General features: G+C 72.8%; 15 protein-coding genes. 13 read left to right on the forward strand and 2 right to left on the reverse strand.

Features of this window, described 5'->3' with window-relative positions; genetic code table 11:
- Nucleotides 1-76: 76 nt before the first annotated feature.
- Entirely contained in the window at nt 77-1,255 is a 1,179-nt protein-coding gene (locus RLT59_RS37015) for an acyl-CoA dehydrogenase family protein (protein WP_311307440.1), read from the forward strand.
- A 114-nt stretch (nt 1,256-1,369) separates the two neighbouring features.
- On the opposite strand, the gene RLT59_RS37020 is transcribed toward RLT59_RS37015, so the two are convergent.
- Nucleotides 1,370-2,365, reverse strand: coding sequence for a winged helix-turn-helix domain-containing protein (locus RLT59_RS37020; RefSeq protein WP_311307441.1), 996 nt, complete (start codon nt 2,363-2,365; stop codon nt 1,370-1,372).
- Nucleotides 2,366-2,443: 78 nt separating this feature from the next.
- Here RLT59_RS37020 and RLT59_RS37025 point away from each other — a divergent pair, with 78 nt between their 5' ends.
- The 7 genes from RLT59_RS37025 to RLT59_RS37055 all read left to right on the forward strand — a co-directional run bounded on the left by RLT59_RS37025 (nt 2,444) and on the right by RLT59_RS37055 (nt 11,264).
- On the forward strand, nt 2,444-3,352 hold the full coding sequence (locus RLT59_RS37025) for an oxidoreductase (protein WP_399127037.1): 909 nt from the start codon (nt 2,444-2,446) through the stop codon (nt 3,350-3,352).
- A 143-nt stretch (nt 3,353-3,495) separates the two neighbouring features.
- Nucleotides 3,496-4,365 (forward strand): helix-turn-helix domain-containing protein, encoded by an 870-nt coding sequence (locus RLT59_RS37030; RefSeq protein WP_311307443.1) that lies wholly within the window; start codon nt 3,496-3,498, stop codon nt 4,363-4,365.
- A gap of 166 nt (nt 4,366-4,531) precedes the next feature.
- Complete coding sequence (locus RLT59_RS37035) at nt 4,532-5,401, forward strand: ABC transporter ATP-binding protein (protein ID WP_311307444.1); 870 nt, start codon at nt 4,532-4,534, stop codon at nt 5,399-5,401.
- Nucleotides 5,402-5,592: 191 nt separating this feature from the next.
- Nucleotides 5,593-6,657 carry an iron-siderophore ABC transporter substrate-binding protein gene (locus tag RLT59_RS37040; RefSeq protein ID WP_311307445.1) on the forward strand — a complete coding sequence of 355 codons (1,065 nt, stop codon included), beginning with the start codon at nt 5,593-5,595 and terminating at the stop codon, nt 6,655-6,657.
- Nucleotides 6,654-8,756, forward strand: coding sequence for an iron ABC transporter permease (locus RLT59_RS37045; RefSeq protein WP_311307446.1), 2,103 nt, complete (start codon nt 6,654-6,656; stop codon nt 8,754-8,756). Before RLT59_RS37040 ends, RLT59_RS37045 begins: the two co-directional genes overlap by 4 nt.
- 100 nt (nt 8,757-8,856) lie before the next feature.
- Nucleotides 8,857-9,981: a peptidase C39 family protein gene (locus RLT59_RS37050; RefSeq protein ID WP_311307447.1), complete on the forward strand. Its 1,125-nt coding sequence runs from the start codon at nt 8,857-8,859 to the stop codon at nt 9,979-9,981.
- Nucleotides 9,982-10,031: 50 nt separating this feature from the next.
- Complete coding sequence (locus RLT59_RS37055; RefSeq protein ID WP_311307448.1) at nt 10,032-11,264, forward strand: GNAT family N-acetyltransferase; 1,233 nt, start codon at nt 10,032-10,034, stop codon at nt 11,262-11,264.
- Between the two features lie 22 nt (nt 11,265-11,286).
- On the opposite strand, the gene RLT59_RS37060 is transcribed toward RLT59_RS37055, so the two are convergent.
- A complete protein-coding gene (locus RLT59_RS37060; RefSeq protein ID WP_311307449.1) occupies nt 11,287-11,916 on the reverse strand; it encodes a TetR/AcrR family transcriptional regulator in 630 nt (209 codons plus the stop codon).
- 73 nt (nt 11,917-11,989) lie between these two features.
- On the opposite strand from RLT59_RS37060, the gene RLT59_RS37065 reads away from it, so the two are divergent.
- From RLT59_RS37065 to RLT59_RS37085, 5 genes are all read left to right on the forward strand, one after another.
- Nucleotides 11,990-12,817: a class I SAM-dependent methyltransferase gene (locus tag RLT59_RS37065; protein WP_311307450.1), complete on the forward strand. Its 828-nt coding sequence runs from the start codon at nt 11,990-11,992 to the stop codon at nt 12,815-12,817.
- A 164-nt stretch (nt 12,818-12,981) separates the two neighbouring features.
- Entirely contained in the window at nt 12,982-13,587 is a 606-nt protein-coding gene (locus RLT59_RS37070) for a GOLPH3/VPS74 family protein (protein WP_311307451.1), read from the forward strand.
- 65 nt (nt 13,588-13,652) lie between these two features.
- On the forward strand, nt 13,653-14,552 hold the full coding sequence (locus tag RLT59_RS37075; RefSeq protein WP_311307452.1) for an oxygenase MpaB family protein: 900 nt from the start codon (nt 13,653-13,655) through the stop codon (nt 14,550-14,552).
- Between the two features lie 17 nt (nt 14,553-14,569).
- Nucleotides 14,570-16,831 carry a serine/threonine-protein kinase gene (locus tag RLT59_RS37080; protein ID WP_311307453.1) on the forward strand — a complete coding sequence of 754 codons (2,262 nt, stop codon included), beginning with the start codon at nt 14,570-14,572 and terminating at the stop codon, nt 16,829-16,831.
- A 79-nt stretch (nt 16,832-16,910) separates the two neighbouring features.
- Nucleotides 16,911-18,455 (forward strand): phytoene desaturase family protein, encoded by a 1,545-nt coding sequence (locus RLT59_RS37085; RefSeq protein ID WP_311307454.1) that lies wholly within the window; start codon nt 16,911-16,913, stop codon nt 18,453-18,455.
- Nucleotides 18,456-18,457: the final 2 nt, after the last annotated feature.

The raw sequence follows: 18,457 nt of genomic DNA on the forward strand, positions 1-18,457 counted from the left end.
CCGGATTCTTGCAACACGTTCTACTGTGTGCGCCGCCACACACGGGCGACGCGAACGCGAGACTCCTGGAGGGGCCGTGCACCTCGAATACACGCCTGAGCAGCAGCGGTTGCGCGCCGAACTGCGCGCGTACTTCGCCGCGCTGGTCCCCGACAACGCCTACGCGCGTTACGCCGACCCCGCGGAGCAGAAGCGCTTCTACCGGGACACCATCCGGCGCCTGGGGGCCGACGGCTGGCTCGGCGTCGGCTGGCCCGCGGAGTACGGCGGCCGCGGCCTGTCACCGATGGAGCAGTTCATCTTCTTCGACGAGGCCGCACAGGCCGGTGTCCCGCTGCCGCTGATGGCCCTCAACACCGTCGGCCCCACGATCATGCAGTTCGGCACCGACGAGCAGAAGGCGTACTTCCTGCCCAAGGTGCTCGCCGGGGAGCTCGACTTCGCGATCGGCTACAGCGAACCCGACGCGGGCACCGACCTCGCGGCCCTGAAGACCCGGGCGGTGCGCGACGGCGACACGTACGTCGTCAACGGGCAGAAGATCTGGACGACCAACGGCGACACCGCCGACTGGGTCTGGCTCGCCGCCCGTACCGACCCGGAAGCGCCGCCGCACAAGGGCATCACCATGCTCCTGGTCCCGACCTCCGACCCCGGCTACTCCTGGACCCTGATCAACACCCTCGCCTCGCACGACACCACCGCGAGCTACTACGAGAACATCCGCGTCCCCGTCTCCCGCCGCGTCGGTGAGGAGAACAAGGGCTGGCGGCTCATCACCAACCAGCTCAACCACGAACGCGTCACCCTCGCCGCCCACGGCACCATGGCCATCCGCGCCCTGCACAACGTCCGCCGCTGGGCCGCGGAGACCCGGCTGGCCGACGGCCGCCGCGTCATCGACCTCGGCTGGGTCCGCGCCCGCCTCGCCCGCACCCACACCCGTCTCGACGCCATGAAGCTGCTCAACTGGCAGATGGTGTCGGCCGTCCAGCACAACACCCTCACCCCGCAGGACGCCTCCGCCGTCAAGGTCTACGGCTCCGAGGCGCGCCGTGACGCCTATGCCTGGCTCATGGAGGTCGTCGGCTCGGCCGGCCCGCTCAAGGAGGGCTCGGCCGGCGCCGTCCTGCACGGCGAACTCGAACGCGGATACCGCTCCGCCGTCATCTTCACCTTCGGCGGGGGCAACAACGAGATCCAGCGGGAGATCATCTCGTGGATCGGCCTCGGGATGCCGCGCGTACGGCGCTGAGCGGGTGGGACGAGCGCTGAGCGGGTGGGACGAGGAATCCCGGCCGGCGGAATCGGCGGAATCGTTCGCGACGGACTCGGCGGCCGTCTCCGGAGCCCTTCGGCCCGACCGGGGTCAGGGGCGGGCGGCTTCGAGGAGCGTCTCGGCCGCGGCGGTGCGGGCGTAGAGGACGGAGCGGCCGGCCCGGTGGGCACTGACCAGGCCCGCTTCGCGCATCGCGGTCAGATACTGGGAGACCCCAGGAGCGGAGAGTCCCGTGCGGTGGGCCAATCGTGTGGTGGAGGCCGGGATCTCCAGTTCGGCCAGCAGCAGGGCGCGCGAGCGGCCGAGCACGGCGGAGAGGGCGTCGGCCGGAGTGGCGGGCCGCGCCTGCCAGAGCGAGCCGACACCGCGCGCGGGATAGACGAGTTGCGGTGGATCCGGCAGCGTCGTCCGGGTGCGCAGCCGCGGTCCGGTGAAGGCCGAGGGGATCAGCAGCAGTCCCGTGCCCGCCGTCGCACGGGCCAGTGGCTGCTTGCGGCCCGACATCCGCAGCGCGTTGCCGTCCCAGCTCACCGACGTGTGCAGGTCGTTGAGGAGGTGGCCGGTGCCGTGCTCGGCGGCCGCGCGGGCCCGGTAGAGGATGTCCGCTTCCAGTACGGCCCGGATCCTGGCCCAGTAGGGGGCGAGTGCCAGCTCCCAGTACGTTCCGATCTCCTCGGTGACCTTGGCCAGGCGGCCCCGCGGGTCGGCGTGCAGGGTGCGCAGTCGGGGGCCGAGGTTTCCCTGGTGGCGGGCCAGGTGGTCGAGGTCCTGGCGTACCCGTTCGGTGCGCGAGATCCGGATCGCGTCCCGCTCCGACTCCGGGGTGGGGGCCGGTGCGGCGGGTGCGGGGTTGAGGAAGTCGGGGACGTAGCCGGCGGGCGGGATCAGCTCGGACAGCCAGCCCCGGTCCAGCCCGGCGGCCAGCAGGCGCGGCCGTACCTGGTCGGCCCAGCGCCGGTGGACCGGATGCGTGCTGCCGGAGACCAGCAGCCGGAAGCTGGGCGCGACCTCCCACATGGGCGAGACGGCGAACCGTACCTGCGCCAGATCGCTTGCCGAGAACGCCAGCTCCGCCAGGACGACCACCCCTCATTGAATTCAGGAATATCCTAATCAATGGCGACCAGCCTACCGTGCGGACATCATCGCGCCATGACTTCCGCCATGACCTCACAGACGACCGGCGCAGCGGCATCCGGCACCTGGACGCTAGGCGACCGCACGGTCAACCGGATCGGCTTCGGCGCGATGCGACTGGCGCAGCACGGCGAGGCGTTCGCGGCCGACGCTGTCCCGCGCGACCGCGATCAGGCGATCAGCGTCCTTCGCCGCGCGCTCGACCTGGGCGTGAACCACATCGACACCGCCGCCTTCTACTTCTCCGCACTGCGCTCGGCCAACGAGCTGATCAATAGGGCCCTGGCCCCCTATCCGGCCGACCTCGTCATCACCACCAAGGTCGGCCCCGGCCGCGCCCCCTCTGGCCGGTGGCTGCCGCATGCCACCCCCGGGCAGCTGCGCGGCCAGGTCGAGGAGAACCTGCGCCAGCTCGGCCGCGACCACCTGGACGTGGTGAACCTCCGCATCGTCGGCACCGACTCCATCGCCGAACGCTTCGGCGCGCTCGCCGAACTGCGCGCGGCCGGACTCATCCGTCACCTGGGCCTGTCCAACGTCCGCCCCCACCACCTCGCCGAGGCCCGGCGCATCGCGCCGGTGGTCTGCGTCCAGAACATGTACGGCCTCGGCTCATCGCCCGAGCAGAAGGAGCTTGTGGACAGCTGCGGTGAGCAAGGCATCGCGTTCGTGCCCTTCTACTCCATCGCCGGCACCGGACGCACCGCCGGCGCGACCGCCGACCACAGCCCTCAGGTGCACGCCGTCGCCCGCGCCCGCGGCGTCAGCGCGGCCCAGATCCGGCTGGCGTGGACCCTGCACCAGGGGTCCCACGTCCTGGCCATCCCCGGCACCGGTGACCTCGGCCACCTCGCCCAGAACGTCGCGGTCGCCACTCTGCGGCTGTCCCGGGACGAACTCACCGCCCTGGACCCCCTTCACCACGAGAGGGCATGAGCCGGCCCCCTTCCGTCGCGATCCGCTTCTGCCTGTCCGGGTGTCCGCTCCAGTACCCGCTCCGCGCTGGGGCGACGATGGGCTGGACGCGTGTGCCATGGCTCCGGAACCGGCGCTGACAGGCACCGAATAGACTTCCCGGCATGGTTCGAGTGTCCCGTGGTGCGGTGACCCCCGGGATGTGGCGGCGCGAGGCGGGCACTGTGGTGCGGCCGGCCGCACCGCTCCCGGAACCGGCGGCGGGTGCCATCCTTGCCGGGTTCCGGATCGTCCCCGGCCCCACGGAGTGGTCGCCGCACTCGCATTCCCTGCACGAACTCGTCTGGGTGCGCGGCGGAACGCTGACGTCCCGCGTGGGGGACCGGGTGCTGACCGTGGTCGAGGGGCACGGGCTCTGGATGCCCGCGGGGATGGTCCACGGGGGCCGGGCGACGGCCGGTGCGGAGTTCTCCGACGCCTTCTTCGTCCCCGACCGCACCCCGTTCGCGTTCACGGAACCCATGGCGATCGCGATGACGCCGTTGCTGGAGTCGCTGCTGACCCATCTGGCCGCCGCGGACCTCGACGCGGCGGCCAGGGCGCGGGCCGAGTCGGTCGTCTTCGATGTGATCCGGCCCTCGGAGCGTCAGTTCGCGTTGCAGTTGCCCGGCGATCCGAGGATCGACGCCATCGCCGAAACCCTGCTGGACGATCCCTCCGACGGCCGCTCGCTGGAGGACTGGGCGCGGCGACTGGAGATCAGCGACCGCACGATCACGCGCGCCTTCCGGCAGGCGACGGGTCTCTCCTTCGCGCAGTGGCGCCAGATGCTGCGCGTGCACCGGGCGCTGATGCTCCTGGCCGAAGGCTCCGAGGTGACCACGGTCTCCGAGGTGCTCGGCTACGCGCAGCCCAGTACCTTCATCGTCGCCTTCCGGCGGGTCACGGGAGTGACGCCGGGTGCGTTCTTCGACGCGGCCGCCGGACCGTCGGGCGATGTCCGGAATTCCGTATCGCGTGACCAGAACTCCTGATTGTCCACGCGGCAAGCGGAATGCTACCTTCACGGAGTTAGGTAACCCTTAGTTGGTGCTCGCCGCGCAGGACGCTGTCCGTGCGTGGGCGAGCGCACGTCCTGTGCCGCTCGGACCGGACGGAGGTTACCGCGGTCCCCGCCCCTCCGATCGTCCGGACATCGTCATGTTCACAAGCCCCTTCCGGTCTGCCGGAGAACCCACGGCCGCCCCTGCCGTCGCCGCCCCGGTGGTCGCGCTCATCGGGCACGACCTGGTGCTGCGCTACGGCGGCAAACCCGTCGTCCATGGTGTCTCTGTCGCGCTGGAACCCGGCCGTGCGACCGCTCTGGTGGGGCCGAACGGCAGCGGGAAGTCCACGCTGCTGCGGGCGCTCTCCCGACTGCACCGGCTGGACGGCGGCCGGGTGACGCTCGGCGCCCCCGAGGGGGAGCCCGAACGTGACGCGTCCCTGCTCAGCTCCCGTGGGTTCGCGCGCGAGGTCACCCTGTTCTCCCAGTCGAGGCCCGCTCCCCAAGGGCTGACGGTCGCCGAGGTCGTCGCGTTCGGGCGCCATCCCTACCGGCGTGGCTTCGCCGGGCCGACCGCGCAGGACCGGACCGCCGTCGACCACGCCATGGGGGTCACCGGAGTACGCGACATGGCCGCGCGGCAGGTCGGGGAACTCTCCGGCGGGGAGATGCAGCGTGTCTGGCTCGCGTCCTGCCTGGCCCAGGGCACCGGCGTCGTGCTGCTGGACGAGCCGACCAACCACCTCGACCTGCGTTACCAGTTCGAGACGCTCGACCTGGTGCGGGATCTCGTCGAGGAACACGGCATCGCGGTCGGGATCGTGCTGCACGACCTCGACCAGGCCTCCTGGGTCGCGGACACGCTCGTCCTGATGCGCTCGGGCCGGGTGTACGCGGCCGGCGCACCCGCGGACGTCCTCACCGCCGAGAACATCGGTGAGGTCTACGACATTCGCGTCGAGGTGGCCGTCGACCCCCGAACGGGGCGGCTCCGCATCGATCCACTCGGCCGCCACCTCTCCTGACCCGGCGACACGTCTTACCTGTCACCTCCCACCTCTCACCTCCCACCTCTCACCTCTCACCTCTCCTGAACACGGCGGCACCTCGCCGGAACGGCATATGGGCCGCTCCGGGGAGGCGCCGGGCCGACTTGAAGACACCGACGTACCGTCCCCGCGTCGCCCACACCTCACCTGTGAAAGAGGAACCCCTCATGAACCGTGCCCGTCGCCTGGCGGCGTCAGCCTCGACCGGGATCGCCCTGCTCGCCGCGACGGCCTGCGGAACGACCGACGTCGACAAGGCAACGGCCGGCAGCAGCGCCGCCGCGTCCCCCGCGTCGAAGGACTGCGCGCAGGACACCACGACCCCCTCGACGGGGCCCGTCTCCCTCAAGGACGGCGTCGGCCGACAGGTGAAGCTCGACAAGCCCGCCAAGCGGATCGCCGTCCTCGAATGGCAGCAGGTCGAAGACGCGCTGACGCTGTGCGTCACCCCCACCGCCGTCTCCGACGCCAAGGGATACCGCACCTGGACCAGCGCGGAGAAACTGCCCGGCGGCGTGACGGACATCGGCACCCGTGAGGAGCCCGATCTCGACACCCTCTACGCGGCCAAGCCCGATCTCATCGTCGTGGAGGCGTTCGACGCCAAGGACGAGACGATCAAGAAGCTGGAGAAGAGGGGCGTCCCGGTGATGGCCACGCGCGGGGCGGACCCGAAGGACCCGATCGGGAACATGCGCAAGGTGTTCAGCATGATCGGCGAGGCGACGGGACGCACGGACCGGGCGGACCAGGTGCTCAAGGAGTTCGACCAGCACCTCGCGACCGCGAAGCAGCGCGTCACCGACGCGGACCTGCCGACGAAGGACTTCCTGTTCTTCGACGGCTGGCTCGAAGGAGGCAACCTGACCGTACGCCCCTACGCGAACGGCGCCCTGTTCACCGAGATAGGCAAGGAACTCGGCATGACCCCGGCGTGGAGCAACGAGATCAACAAGAAGCACGGCGACGGAGGCGTGGACGCCGCCTACGGCCTCGCGCAGACCGACGTCGAGGGACTCACCGCCGTGGGCGACGCCAACCTCTTCTACGCGAACGACGACGGCGCCGGCGGATACGTCGCGGCGCTGAACAAGAACCCGATCTGGAAGAAGCTCCCCGCCGTGAGGGAAGGCCGCGCCCACGCGTTCCCGGCACGGGTCTGGGGCGCCGGCGGCCCGCGCTCCTGCGCGCAGGCGATCGACGCGTACGTCGACGTACTTGACAAGAAGTGAGCACTGTACGCACAGCGGCACCCGAGGCCGGACCGCTGCCGAGCACGGAGCGCGGCAGCGGCCCCGCCGGGGCGGCCGTCCTGGCCCTCCTCCTCGCCGCCACCGTCCTGGTCGGCCTGTGGCACCTGACGCAGGGGACATCGGGCGTCGGCGTCGGCGACCTGGTGCGCCATCTCACCGGGGGACACGAGAGCGGAGACGGGGCGCCCGTCGGGGAGATCCTCACCGGCTCGCGCCTGCCGCGCCTGTTCGCGGGCGTCGCGGTGGGCTTCGCCCTCGGCTGCGCCGGCACGCTGCTCCAGTCCGTCACCCACAACACGCTCGCCTCGCCGGACACCCTCGCGGTCACGGCCGGGGCCTACTTCACCCTCACGCTCGTCGCCGCCTTCGGCCTCGCCGTCCCGCTGTGGGCGTCGGGCGCCGTCGCCTTCGCCGGCGGCCTCGTCGCGGCGGCACTCGTGCTGCTCCTCGCGGGCCGGGCCGCGGGCACCGCGGGCACCCGCCTCATCCTCGCCGGTTCCGCGACCGCGATGGCCCTGGACGCGGCGACCGGGATGCTCCTCATCCTGTTCAACCAGAACACGACCGGCCTCTTCGCCTGGGGGAGCGGTTCGCTGGCGCAGCTGAACATCGACGCGTCGGTACGCGCCGCCCCGCTCGTCGTGGTGGTGCTCTGCGTCGCCCTGGCGCTGTCCCGGCGGCTGGACGTGATGAACCTCGGCGACGACGCCGCGTCCACCCTCGGCGTGCCGATCCGGACCACCCGGGTGACCGCGGTGATCTGCGCGGTGCTGCTGACCAGCACCGCGGTGACCCTCGCAGGCCCGATCGGCTTCGTCGGTCTCGGCGCGCCCGTCGTGGCCCGCCTGATCGCGGGACGGGTTCACGCGCTGCGCCGGCACCTGCTCCTGATCCCGGCGGCCGGACTGCTCGGCGCGCTGCTCGTCCTGCTCGCGGACGCGTCGCTGCGCGCGGTGCAGGGAGCGGACGGGGCCGCCTCCATCCCTACCGGTGTGCCGACCGCGCTGCTCGGCTCCGTCGTCATCGTGGTCCTGGCCCTGCGGCTGCGCGACACGGGCGGTGTCCGGCAGCCACCGCGCGCACGGGTCGCCGCACGCTCACGGGGCGCCTTCCTCCTCGTCACGTCCGGGGCGGTGGTCCTGCTGGCCGCGGCGGCCCTCACATCGGTCCTGGCCGGAAGCCTCTGGCTGCGGACCGGGGACATCGTGCAGTGGTTCCAGGGTGCCGCCCCGGACCTGATCGGCCAGGCGCTCGACGACCGGGTCCCGCGCGTGACCGCCGCGGTCCTCGCCGGTGCGGCGCTCGGACTGGCCGGCTGCGTCGTGCAGAGCTCGGTGCGCAACCCGCTGGCGGAGCCCGGCGTGCTCGGCATCTCGGCGGGCGCCGGCCTCGGCGCGGCGAGCGTCGCCACCTCCGGCCTGTCCGGCGGCCGGCCGGTACTCATCGCGGTAGCGGTCACGGCGGGGCTGGCCACGTTCGCGCTGATCGCCCTGCTGGCCCGGCGCGGCGGGTTCCTGCCCGACCGGTTCGTACTGATCGGCATCGGCATGGGGTACGGACTCAGCGCCGTCACCACCTTCCTGCTGCTGCGGGCGGACCCGTACAACACGCCCCGGATCTTCACCTGGCTCTCCGGCACGACCTACGGCCGCACCTTCCCCGACGTCGTCCCGGTCGCGGTGGCCCTGGCTCTCGCGCTTCCCGTACTGCTGTTCATGCGCGGCCGGCTCGACCTGCTCGCCGTCGATGAGGACACCCCGCGCATCGTCGGCGTCAAGGTGGAACGCACCCGCTTCGCCGCCCTGTCGATCGCCGCGGTGCTCGCGGCCCTCAGCGTGATCGCCGTCGGCGTCGTCGGGTTCGTGGGGCTCGTCGCGCCGCACCTCGCCCGTTCCCTGGTGGGGGCCAGGCACGGCCGCGCGATCCAGGTCGCGATGGTGCTCGGCGGACTGCTGGTGTGCGTGGCGGACGCCCTCGGCCGCACGGTCGTCGCCCCCGCCCAGGTGCCGGCGGGCCTCATGATCGCGCTGGTCGGCGGACCGTACTTCGTGTGGGTGCTCAGGAAGTCCCGCGCATGACCCGGGGGAGGGGCGGGTCCCGCGCCGACAGGTCCGGGCCCCGGCCCGTCCCCTTTCTCTGATCCTCCCCGTCCCCACCCGTCTCTTCAGGAGCACCGGAATGCTGCCCCATCAGGAAACGCCCGCGCGGCTCGCCGAGCCCGTGCGGGACGCGGAAGGCATCGTCGTCCCCTATGAGCCCGACAGCCCGCCGGCCCGGCTGGCAGGGCTGGCCGACCGCGAGGTGTCGGAGCGCTGGCGTGCGGTCGACCGCTCCGCCCACGCCCCTCACCTCGTGGCCGTTCCCGGAGCCGACGGCGAGGACTGGACCGCTGCGGCGCTCGTGACCGCACGTCCGGACACGGCTTATCTGAAGATCGTCGATGCCGTCGGTGACGTGCGCGCGGCCGTGGAGGCTGTCGTCGCCCACGCGGAGCGCCGGGCACTCGCGCAGGTCAAGTGGGAAGGGTGGACGGCGCGTTCCGAGGACGTCGCGGCCACCGGCTTCGCCGCCCTGACCCCGCCGCTCACGCGGCCGGAGGGCGCGGCCGGGCCGGCCGCCGGATACGTCCGCTGGCTGCACGACGGCATCACCGGCGCACCCGCGTACTACGGGCAGACCACGCACTTCACCTGCGGCGCCGTCACCGCTCTGGTCGCGCAGGCGCACGCGGGCGTGCTGGAGTGGGAGGCGCTCGACCGGCAGGCGGAACTGACGCTGTGGCGCGACGCCACCAACTTCCTCGCGTGCGAGCCCGTCGGACTGGGCGTCGCCCTGGGCCGGGCCTGGCCCTCGTCCCCGGTCACGGTCCATCTGGACACCGACCGGCCGGTGTTGCTCGGCCACCTCCCGGAGAGCGACCAGGAGTGGCGTGCCCTGCTCCAGCGCGCCTCCCGGACGGAGGCGGAGCGCAGCGGTGTTCCCATTGACCCGGGCCGCCTCTCCCTCACCGCGATCCGGGACGCGATCGGCCGGCGCGAGCACGTGCTGCTCCTGCTCTCGCTCGCCGGGATGCAGGGATTCGACGTGCCGCACTGGGTGCTGTGCCACGGCGCGGTACCCGGCGCCATCGTGATCGAAGACCCCTGGGCCAACGCGACGACGGGAGACACCTGGGTCGACGCACACCTCCTGCCGGTCCCCGACGCGTCGCTCGACACGATGTCGGTGATCTCGCCGGAGGGCCTCAGAGGCGCGGTGACGATCGGCCGCCCCCAGGCACGGGACGCGGCGCCATCCTTGTGAACGAACACCATGACTGACTGTGCCGGTACTGCGAGAGGGAAGCGACAGCGATGGAGATCCGACCCACGACCGATGCGGACCTGGATGTCTTCGTCGACACGGTCCACACAGCGTTCGGGATGTTCCCGGAGACCCCCGTCGCGGACGGCGGACGCTGGTGGTCCGCGCTCGAAATGGACCGCGGCCTGCTCGCCCTGTCCGAGGACGGCCGGCCCTTGGGCACCGCCGCCGCGTACTCCTTCGAACTCACCCTGCCCGGCCGGACCCTCGCTCCGGTCTCCGGGGTGAGCGCGGTCGGCGTCCTGCCCTCGCACCGGCGGCGCGGTGTGCTCGGCGAGCTGATGCGGCGGCAGCTCTCCGACGTACGGTCCCGGGGTGAGTTCCTCTCGGTGCTGCTGGCTTCCGAGGCCCCGATCTACGGCAGGTTCGGCTACGGACCGGCGACCTTCACCACCCGGCTGACGGTCCCGCGTCACCGGGCAGCCCTCGTGGTTCCCCGTGCTCGTGCGACGGCCGAGACCCCGGCGTCCGGAGCGGGCGGCGGAACGGTCGAGGTGCTGCGGCGTGCCGAGTGCGGCGAGATCCTCGAAGAGGTCTACGACCGGTACCGCCGCGCCCAGCCCGGCGCGCTGTCCCGGCCGCACCGCTGGTGGGCCCTGGGCGCGGGACAGCCGCCGGTCTCCTCCGCACCGCGCTACGTCGCCGTCCACCGGGGCGCCGACGGAACGGCGGACGGGTATGCCAGCTACTCGATCGGTGAGCACACGACGTTGACGGTCGACGAGACCGTCGCCACCGACGACGCGGTCTTCACGGCCCTGGTCCGGTTCGTACTCGGCCACGACCTGGTCTCACAGGTCGTGTTCCGGCATGTCCCGCCCGAGCACCCGCTGCGCTGGCAGCTCGCGGACATCCGCGCCGGTGAGGTCGGCGACCACGCCGACTGGCTGTGGGTACGTCTCCTCGATGTGCCGCGCGCCCTGACCGCACGCGGCTGGTTCGCGGACGGTGAGCTCGTCCTCGACGTGGACGACCCGTTCCTCGGTGAGCGGGGCCGCTACCTGCTGACCGTCCGCGCTGGCAAGGCCGAATGCGTCCCCACGGACCGGCAACCCGACCTGGCGCTGGACGTGCGCGACCTCGGCTCGCTCTACCTGGGCGGTATCGCCCCGAGCACGCTCGTGCGCGCGGGACACATCCGGGCCTGCCGTCCGGGCGCCGCCGCCCTCGCGGACGCGCTCTTCCGCACGGAAGGCGCCCCGCACTGCCTGCACTGGTTCTAGGGAGACGGCTTCGGGAGACGGTCTAGGGAGAGATGGCCCAGGGAGTCGATCCGGCCGGTCGTCGCTGTACGGCGTCCGCGATGACCGCTGTCACCAGCTTGTTGACGGCCTCCTTGGACGGCGGCCCTGCGGCGCTGTCCGCGAACAGGAGGTGTCCGCCGCCGACCAGGGAGAGGGCCAGCGAGTCGATGTCGGCGTCCGCCGCGATGCGGCCCAGCTCGCGCTCGGCTGCCAGACAGGCGGAGACCGCGGTCGTCACCTGGGCCAGGATCGCGATGCCGCCTCCGGGCATCGCCCGCCGCAGCCGTGCGCGCAGCTCGTCCCGGAAGGTGATCAGCGGGATGATCGCCACCGGAACCGGGCCGAAGAGGGTGGCCAGCACGGTGGTGAGGTTGTCCGCCACCGTGCCGGTGCCGACGGACCCGGCCAGTGCGTCCGACTCCCGCTCAAGCTGCGCCGCCCGGTCGAGCACCAGGTCGACGAGGAAGGCGTCGAAGTCGCTGAAGTGCCGGTGCAGGACGCCCTTGGCGCAGCCCGCCTCGTCGGTGACGGCCCGGCTGGTCAGACCGTTCGCCCCGGCCCGCAGAAGGACGCGTTCGGCAGCGTCGAACAACTGCTGCCGCGCGTCGCGAATGTGCACCCCGGTCGGCACGTGCGGCTCCTCCCGTGCGGGCTGCCCGTCGGCATCCGTTGTCCAGTGGGCATGCGCCCACTAGGGTGGGCGCATGCCCACTCTACCGCGAGAGCAGTCCGAACCGTCCCCGCAGGAGCCGCACCGGGCCCGGCAGATGGCCGAGTCGTTCGGCGTGGACGCACAGCGCTACGACACGGCCCGGCCCGGATACCCGGACGCGCTGGTGGCCCGGATCGTCGCCGGGAGCCCAGGGCGCGAGGTGCTCGATATCGGCTGCGGCACCGGCATCGCCGCCCGGCACTTCCAGGCCGCGGGCTGCGCCGTGCTCGGGGTCGAGCCCGATGCGCGGATGGCCGGCTTCGCGCGGACCCGGGGCCTGCCGGTCGAGGTGGCGGCGTTCGAGGCCTGGCAGCCGGCCGGGCGGAGGTTCGACACGGTCATCGCCGCCCAGTCGTGGCACTGGGTGGATCCGGTCGCCGGCGCCGCGAAGGCGGCACGCGTGCTGCGTCCGGGCGGACGGCTGGCGATCTTCGGGCACGCGTACGAGCCCCCTGCCGAGGTGGCCGAACCATTCGCCGCCGCGTACCGCCGGGTGGCGCCCGACTCCCCGTTCAACGGCATGCCGGCCCGGCGGCCGCTCGATCTCTACCGGGCGGCGTACGCGAAGTCCGCCGACACGATCCGCGAGACCGGGCAGTTCGACGAGCCCGAACAGTGGCGGTTCGACTGGCGGCAGTCCTACACCCGCGGCCAATGGCTCGATCTGCTGCCCACCACCGGCGGCCTCACGCGGCTCGGCCCGGATCAGCTGGCCGAAGTACTGGACGCCGTAGGGACCGCCATCGACTCCCTGGGCGGACACTTCACGATGGAGTACACCACCCTGGCCGCCACCGCTGTGCGTGCCGGAACTTCTTGAGGCCCTCCGTCCGTTCGTACCGCAGGCCGGAAGGTGTCACCGGCGCCTGGCGGGATTCGACGCCGCCGGGCGAAAGAGCTCCGGAGCGCGGGGGCGGGAGCGATACTGATCGTGACAGCCGTTCCGGGGCGCACCATTGTCGATGTCTCAGAGGGGAGCCGTTCATGACCACGGCGAAGGACCTGTTCACGATCGCCACGGACCCGGGGCCGAGGAATTCCGTGGGACAGGGGGACCTGTCGCTCGCGCTCGCGGGAGCCGAGCTGATCGATCTCATCGGGGTGGAGGCGGTCGCGGTGGACGGCGACCGCATCGTTCCGGGTGTGGTGCTGGAGCAGGACGACCGGCTCATGGGCGAGGCCGCCGGGGCGCTCGTCCGGGAGACACCCCACGAGCGGATCGAGGACTGGCTGTGGCGCCGGGGCCGGGACCTCTCGGCCGCGTACCAGAGCGCCCTGGAGGAGGCCGGTGAGCTGACGCCGAAGCGCGGCGGCCGGCTCTCCTTCGGCTCGCAGCGCGTGGAACCGGCCGACACACCCGCGCGCCGCCGGGCAGCCGAGCGCTGGGAGCAGCGGGAGCCCGTCCTGACCGCCCTCGCCTCCATCGTGGGCCTCGACGGCGAAGACGCCGACGAGGAGCCCGGCTTCGACGACGAGGCGGTGACGACCGTCGTGGCCATCGTCCACGACGCGGTGATGGAGCTGGAGGCCGTACGCCAGCGGAGGTCGATCGAGAACGCGGCGTTCGCCAACGTCTGGCGCGGTCCGTGAGCCGGGCGGGGGCGAGGTAGGGCCCGACGGCGAGGGGCGCACGGTCGAGCGGGAGGCGGGACCACATGACGGAAGCCGACCCCGGGCTCTTCGGGCCCGAATCGGTCACCTGGCAGATACACGGCGACCCGATGATGTGGGTGGCGGGGGTGCGCGCCCTGTACCTCCAGGCACTGCACCCCCGGGCGGTGCGCGGCGTCATGCAGAACTCCGACTTCCGCAAGGACGCCTGGGGCCGGCTGATGCGCACGGCCGGATTCGTCGGGACCATCACCTACGGCACCACGGAGGCGGCCGAGAAGGCGGGCGCCCGGGTCCGCCGGATCCACCGTCTCCTCAAGGCCACCGACCCGCGCACCGGCGAGACCTACGGCATCGACGACCCCGAACTGCTGCTGTGGGTCCACTGCGCGGAGGTCGACTCCTACCTCCAGGTGGAGCGGCGCTCCGGCTTCCCGCTCACCGGCGCGCAGGCCGACCGGTACATAGACGAACACCGCCGCGGCGCCCGGCTCGTCGGCCTCGACCCGGCCGGTGTACCCGCCACCACCGCACAGCTCGCCGCGTACTTCGATCGGGTAAGGCCCCAACTGGCCGCCTCACCCGATGCGCGGGAGGTCGACGACTTCCTGCGACGGCCCCCGGTCCACCCCCTGCTGGTGCCCGCCCGCGCCCTGCTGTGGCGGCGCGTCGCGACGCTCGCCTACCAGTCGCTGCCCCCGTACGCCCACGAGCTGTACGGCAGACCCGCGCCCGCGGCCGCCACCGTCGACCGGCGGCTGCGCACCGCCGGGACCGTGCTGCGGGGCATCCCGGCCCGGCTGCGCTGGCAGCTCCCGCCGGGTCATATTCTGAACGCGATGGCACGGCTGGGCCCCGGCAGCCGCCCCACCCCGTACAAACTGAAGAGGCAGGCAGCCATACTGGACGGGCCGGGGAGGGCGCAGCAACAGCAGGCGGAGTGACGGGGGCGACAGCGGGGATGGCGGAAACCAGGCTGATCCAGAGCCGGTACCGACTGCTCGATCTGATCGGGCGCGGCGGCATGGGCGAGGTGTGGCGCGCCCGTGACGAGTCACTCGGCCGCCAGGTCGCCGTCAAATGCCTCAAGCCGATGGGTCCCCAGCACGACCAGGACTTCACCCGCGTCCTGCGCGAGCGGTTCCGCCGGGAGGCCCGGGTCGCCGCCGCGCTCCAGCACCGGGGCATCACCGTCGTCCACGACTTCGGTGAGTACGAGGGCGTGCTCTACCTGGTGATGGAGCTCCTGGACGGCCGCAACCTCAGCCAGCTCCTGGAGGACAACGAACAGCATCCGCTGCCGGTCGACGACGTCGTCGACATCGCAGAGCAGGTCGCCGACGCCCTCGGCTACACCCACCAGCAGGGCATCGTCCACCGCGACCTCAAGCCCGCCAACATCATGCGGCTGGCCGACGGGACGGTGAAGATCTGCGACTTCGGCATAGCCCGACTCGGCCACGACATAAGCGTCACCTCACGCCTCACCGGTGTCGGCATCGCCATGGGCACCCCCCACTACATGTCGCCCGAGCAGATCAGCGGCGGCCACATCGACCACCGCAGCGACCTCTACTCGCTGGGCTGCGTGCTGTACGAGATCGCCACCGGAGCACCGCCGTTCGACCTCGACGACGCCTGGGGCGTGCTCGTCGGACACCGCGACACCGAGCCGGAGCCGTTGCGCAGCCACCGCGCGGAACTCCCCGGATTCTTCGACCGCGTCGTCCTGGAGCTGCTCGCCAAGACCCCGGAGCAGCGGCCCGCCGACGCCGGCGACCTGCGCCGACGCATCGCCCTCGGCCGCACCGGCGGACAGCCCTACCTGGAGCCGGCCGGCCGGGTGCTGCTCGCGCCGCCCCTCCCCGTCGGGCCCCCCGGCACCGGCCCGCTGCCCCGGCTGCCCGGCTGGACCCGCGGCATGACCAGCGGCATCAAGGCGACGGGCAGCACCTCACCGGGCCTCCCGGTGCCCGACCACTCGGCGGGCCTGACCGGGGAGTGGACCACCGGCACCGGCCCCCGGCCCGGCACAGGAGCGGCGCCGGCGGCCGGGGCCGAGCGGCCCACGCCCTCGCCGGAACACCTCGCGATACTCGCCGGCCGCCACAGCGCCGGCATCGACCTGGGCCGCCTCGGCCACTGGGACGAGGCGGGCGAGGTCCACCGGGCGGTCGCCGCCGAACGCGAGCACGCCCTGGGCGCCGACCACCCCGACACGCTCGCCAGCCGCTACGAGGTCGGGTTCACCCTCAGCCGCACCGGTCGCGCGGCGGACGCGCTGAGGGAGTTCGGCCTCGTCGCCGAGGGCCGCGAGAGGGCGCTCGGCCCCGACCACCCGGAGACCCTCGCGGCCCGCCAGGAAGTGGCGTACGTACTGGGGCAGCTCGACCGCCACTTCGAGGCCCACCAGATCTACACCGCCGTCCTCCTCTCCCGGGAACGCTCGATGGGCCCCGACCACCCCGACACCCTGCGCTGCCGCCACAACCTGGCGTTCAACCTCAGCCGGCTCGGGCGTCTTGAGGAGTCGTACCGGATGGCCCACGACGTGGCGGAGGCCCGCTCCCGGCTGCTCGGCGCGGTCCACCCCGACACCCTGGTCACCCGTTACGAGGTCGGCTACACGCTGGGCCGGCTCGGCCGGTGGGCGGAGGCCCTGCAGACCTACCGGGAGGTGGTGCGGGGCCGGACGCAGGTGCTGGGCGCCGACCACCCCGACACCCTCGCGGCCCGCTACGAGGTCGGCATCAGCCTCGGCCGGCTGGGCCGCAGCGCCGAGGCGCTGGAGCTGTACCGGTCGCTCGTCGAGGACCGGACCAGGGTCAGCGGTCCCGACGACCCCGAGACCCTCCGCGCCCGCCACGGACTGGGCGTCAACCTGGGCCGGCTGGCCCGCTGGGAGGAGGCGCTGGCCGAATCGCGCGAGGTCTGCGCGACCCGCACCCGCGTCCTGGGCGCCGACCACGCGGACACCCTCGTCAGCCGCCGCGAGGTCGCCGTCGGCCTCGGCTGGCTCGGCCGCTGGGCCGAGGCGCTCACCGTCTACCGGCAGGTCGCGGAGGTGCGGACCCGGCTGCTCGGCGCCGACCACCCCGACGTCCTCGCGAGCCGCAACGACGAGGCGCACTGCCTGGAACAGCTCGGCCGGGGGACCGAAGCGGTCGGGCTGTACCGGCAGGTCGCGGCGCTGCGCCGGCAGCGGGCTGTTCCGCCGTCCTGACGCACGGTTCCGCCGTTCTGCCGCACCCCGCCGCCGCGCCCGCTCTGGCCCGCGGCCGCCGTCCGTGCTACCAAGAGCCATGCCTGTACCCGACAGCTATGACGCGGTCATCGTGGGCGGCGGCCATAACGGTCTCGTCGCCGCCGCCTACCTCGCCCGGTCCGGGCAGTCCGTCCTGGTCCTGGAACGCCTGGGCACCACCGGGGGAGCGGCCGTCTCGACCCGGCCCTTCGCGGGCGTCGACGCCCGTCTGTCGCGCTACTCGTACCTGGTGTCCCTGCTGCCGCCGAAGATCGTCCGGGAGCTCGGCCTCGACTTCGCCGTACGCAAACGGACCGTCTCCTCATACACCCCGGCTGTCCGCGACGGGCGCGCCACCGGGCTGCTCGTCGGCGGCGACGGTACCCGCGAGTCCTTCGCCGCGCTCACCGGCTCGGAGCGCGAGTACGAGGCGTGGCAGCGGTTCTACCGCCGTACCGGTCAGGCCGCCGAGCGGGTCTTCCCCACCCTCACGGAGCCGCTGCCGGCCCGCGACGCGCTGCGGGAGCGGATCGGTGACGCGGACACCTGGCGGATGCTCTTCGAAGAGCCCATCGGCGTCGCCGTCGAGGAGAACTTCGACGACGACCTCGTACGCGGCGTGGTGCTCACCGACGCGCTGATCGGCACCTTCGCCGACGCGCACGATCCCTCACTGCTCCAGAACCGCTGCTTCCTCTACCACGTCATCGGCGGCGGCACCGGCGACTGGGACGTGCCGGTCGGCGGCATGGGCGCGCTCACCGACGCCCTCGCGGCGGCGGCGCGCGCGGCCGGGGCCCACATCCGCACCGGCCACGAGGCGATCCGCGTCGAAACCGACGGGACGCACGCCGAGGTGACGGTACGGACGGACGGCGGCGAGCAGACCGTCGGCGCGCGCCGTGTCCTGGTCAACGCCTCGCCCCAGGCACTCGCGACCCTCCTCGGGGACGAACCGCCGGAGCCCGCCGAGGGCGCCCAGCTGAAGGTGAACATGCTGCTCACCCGGCTGCCCCGGCTGCGCGACCGCTCGGTGGACCCGCGTGAGGCGTTCGCCGGGACCTTCCACATCGCGGAGGGGTACGGGCAGCTGGCCGACGCCTACCGGGACGCGGCGGCGGGCCGGCTGCCCGCCGCCCCGCCCTCCGAGATCTACTGCCACTCGCTGACGGACCCCTCGATCCTCGGCCCGGAACTCGCCGGCCGCGGCTACCAGACCCTGACCCTCTTCGGCCTGCACACCCCCGCCCGGCTCTTCGCCGCGGACAACGGGGCGACGCGCGCGGCCCTGCTCAAGGCCACCCTCGCGGAACTCGACTCCCACCTGGAGGAGCCGATCGCGGACTGTCTGGCCCTCGACGGGAACGGCGAGCCCTGCGTCGAGGCGAAGACCCCGCTGGACCTGGAGCGGGAGCTGCGGCTGCCGGGCGGCCACATCTTCCACCGCAACCTCGCCTTCCCGTACGCCACTGAGGCGACGGGCCGCTGGGGTGTGGAGACCGCGCACCCCAACATCCTGCTGTGCGGCGCGGGCGCGGTGCGCGGTGGCGGCGTCAGCGGGGTGCCCGGCCACAACGCCGCGATGGCGGCGCTGGGCCGGTGACC

The organism is Streptomyces sp. ITFR-6 (assembly GCF_031844725.1).
Classification (GTDB): domain Bacteria; phylum Actinomycetota; class Actinomycetes; order Streptomycetales; family Streptomycetaceae; genus Streptomyces.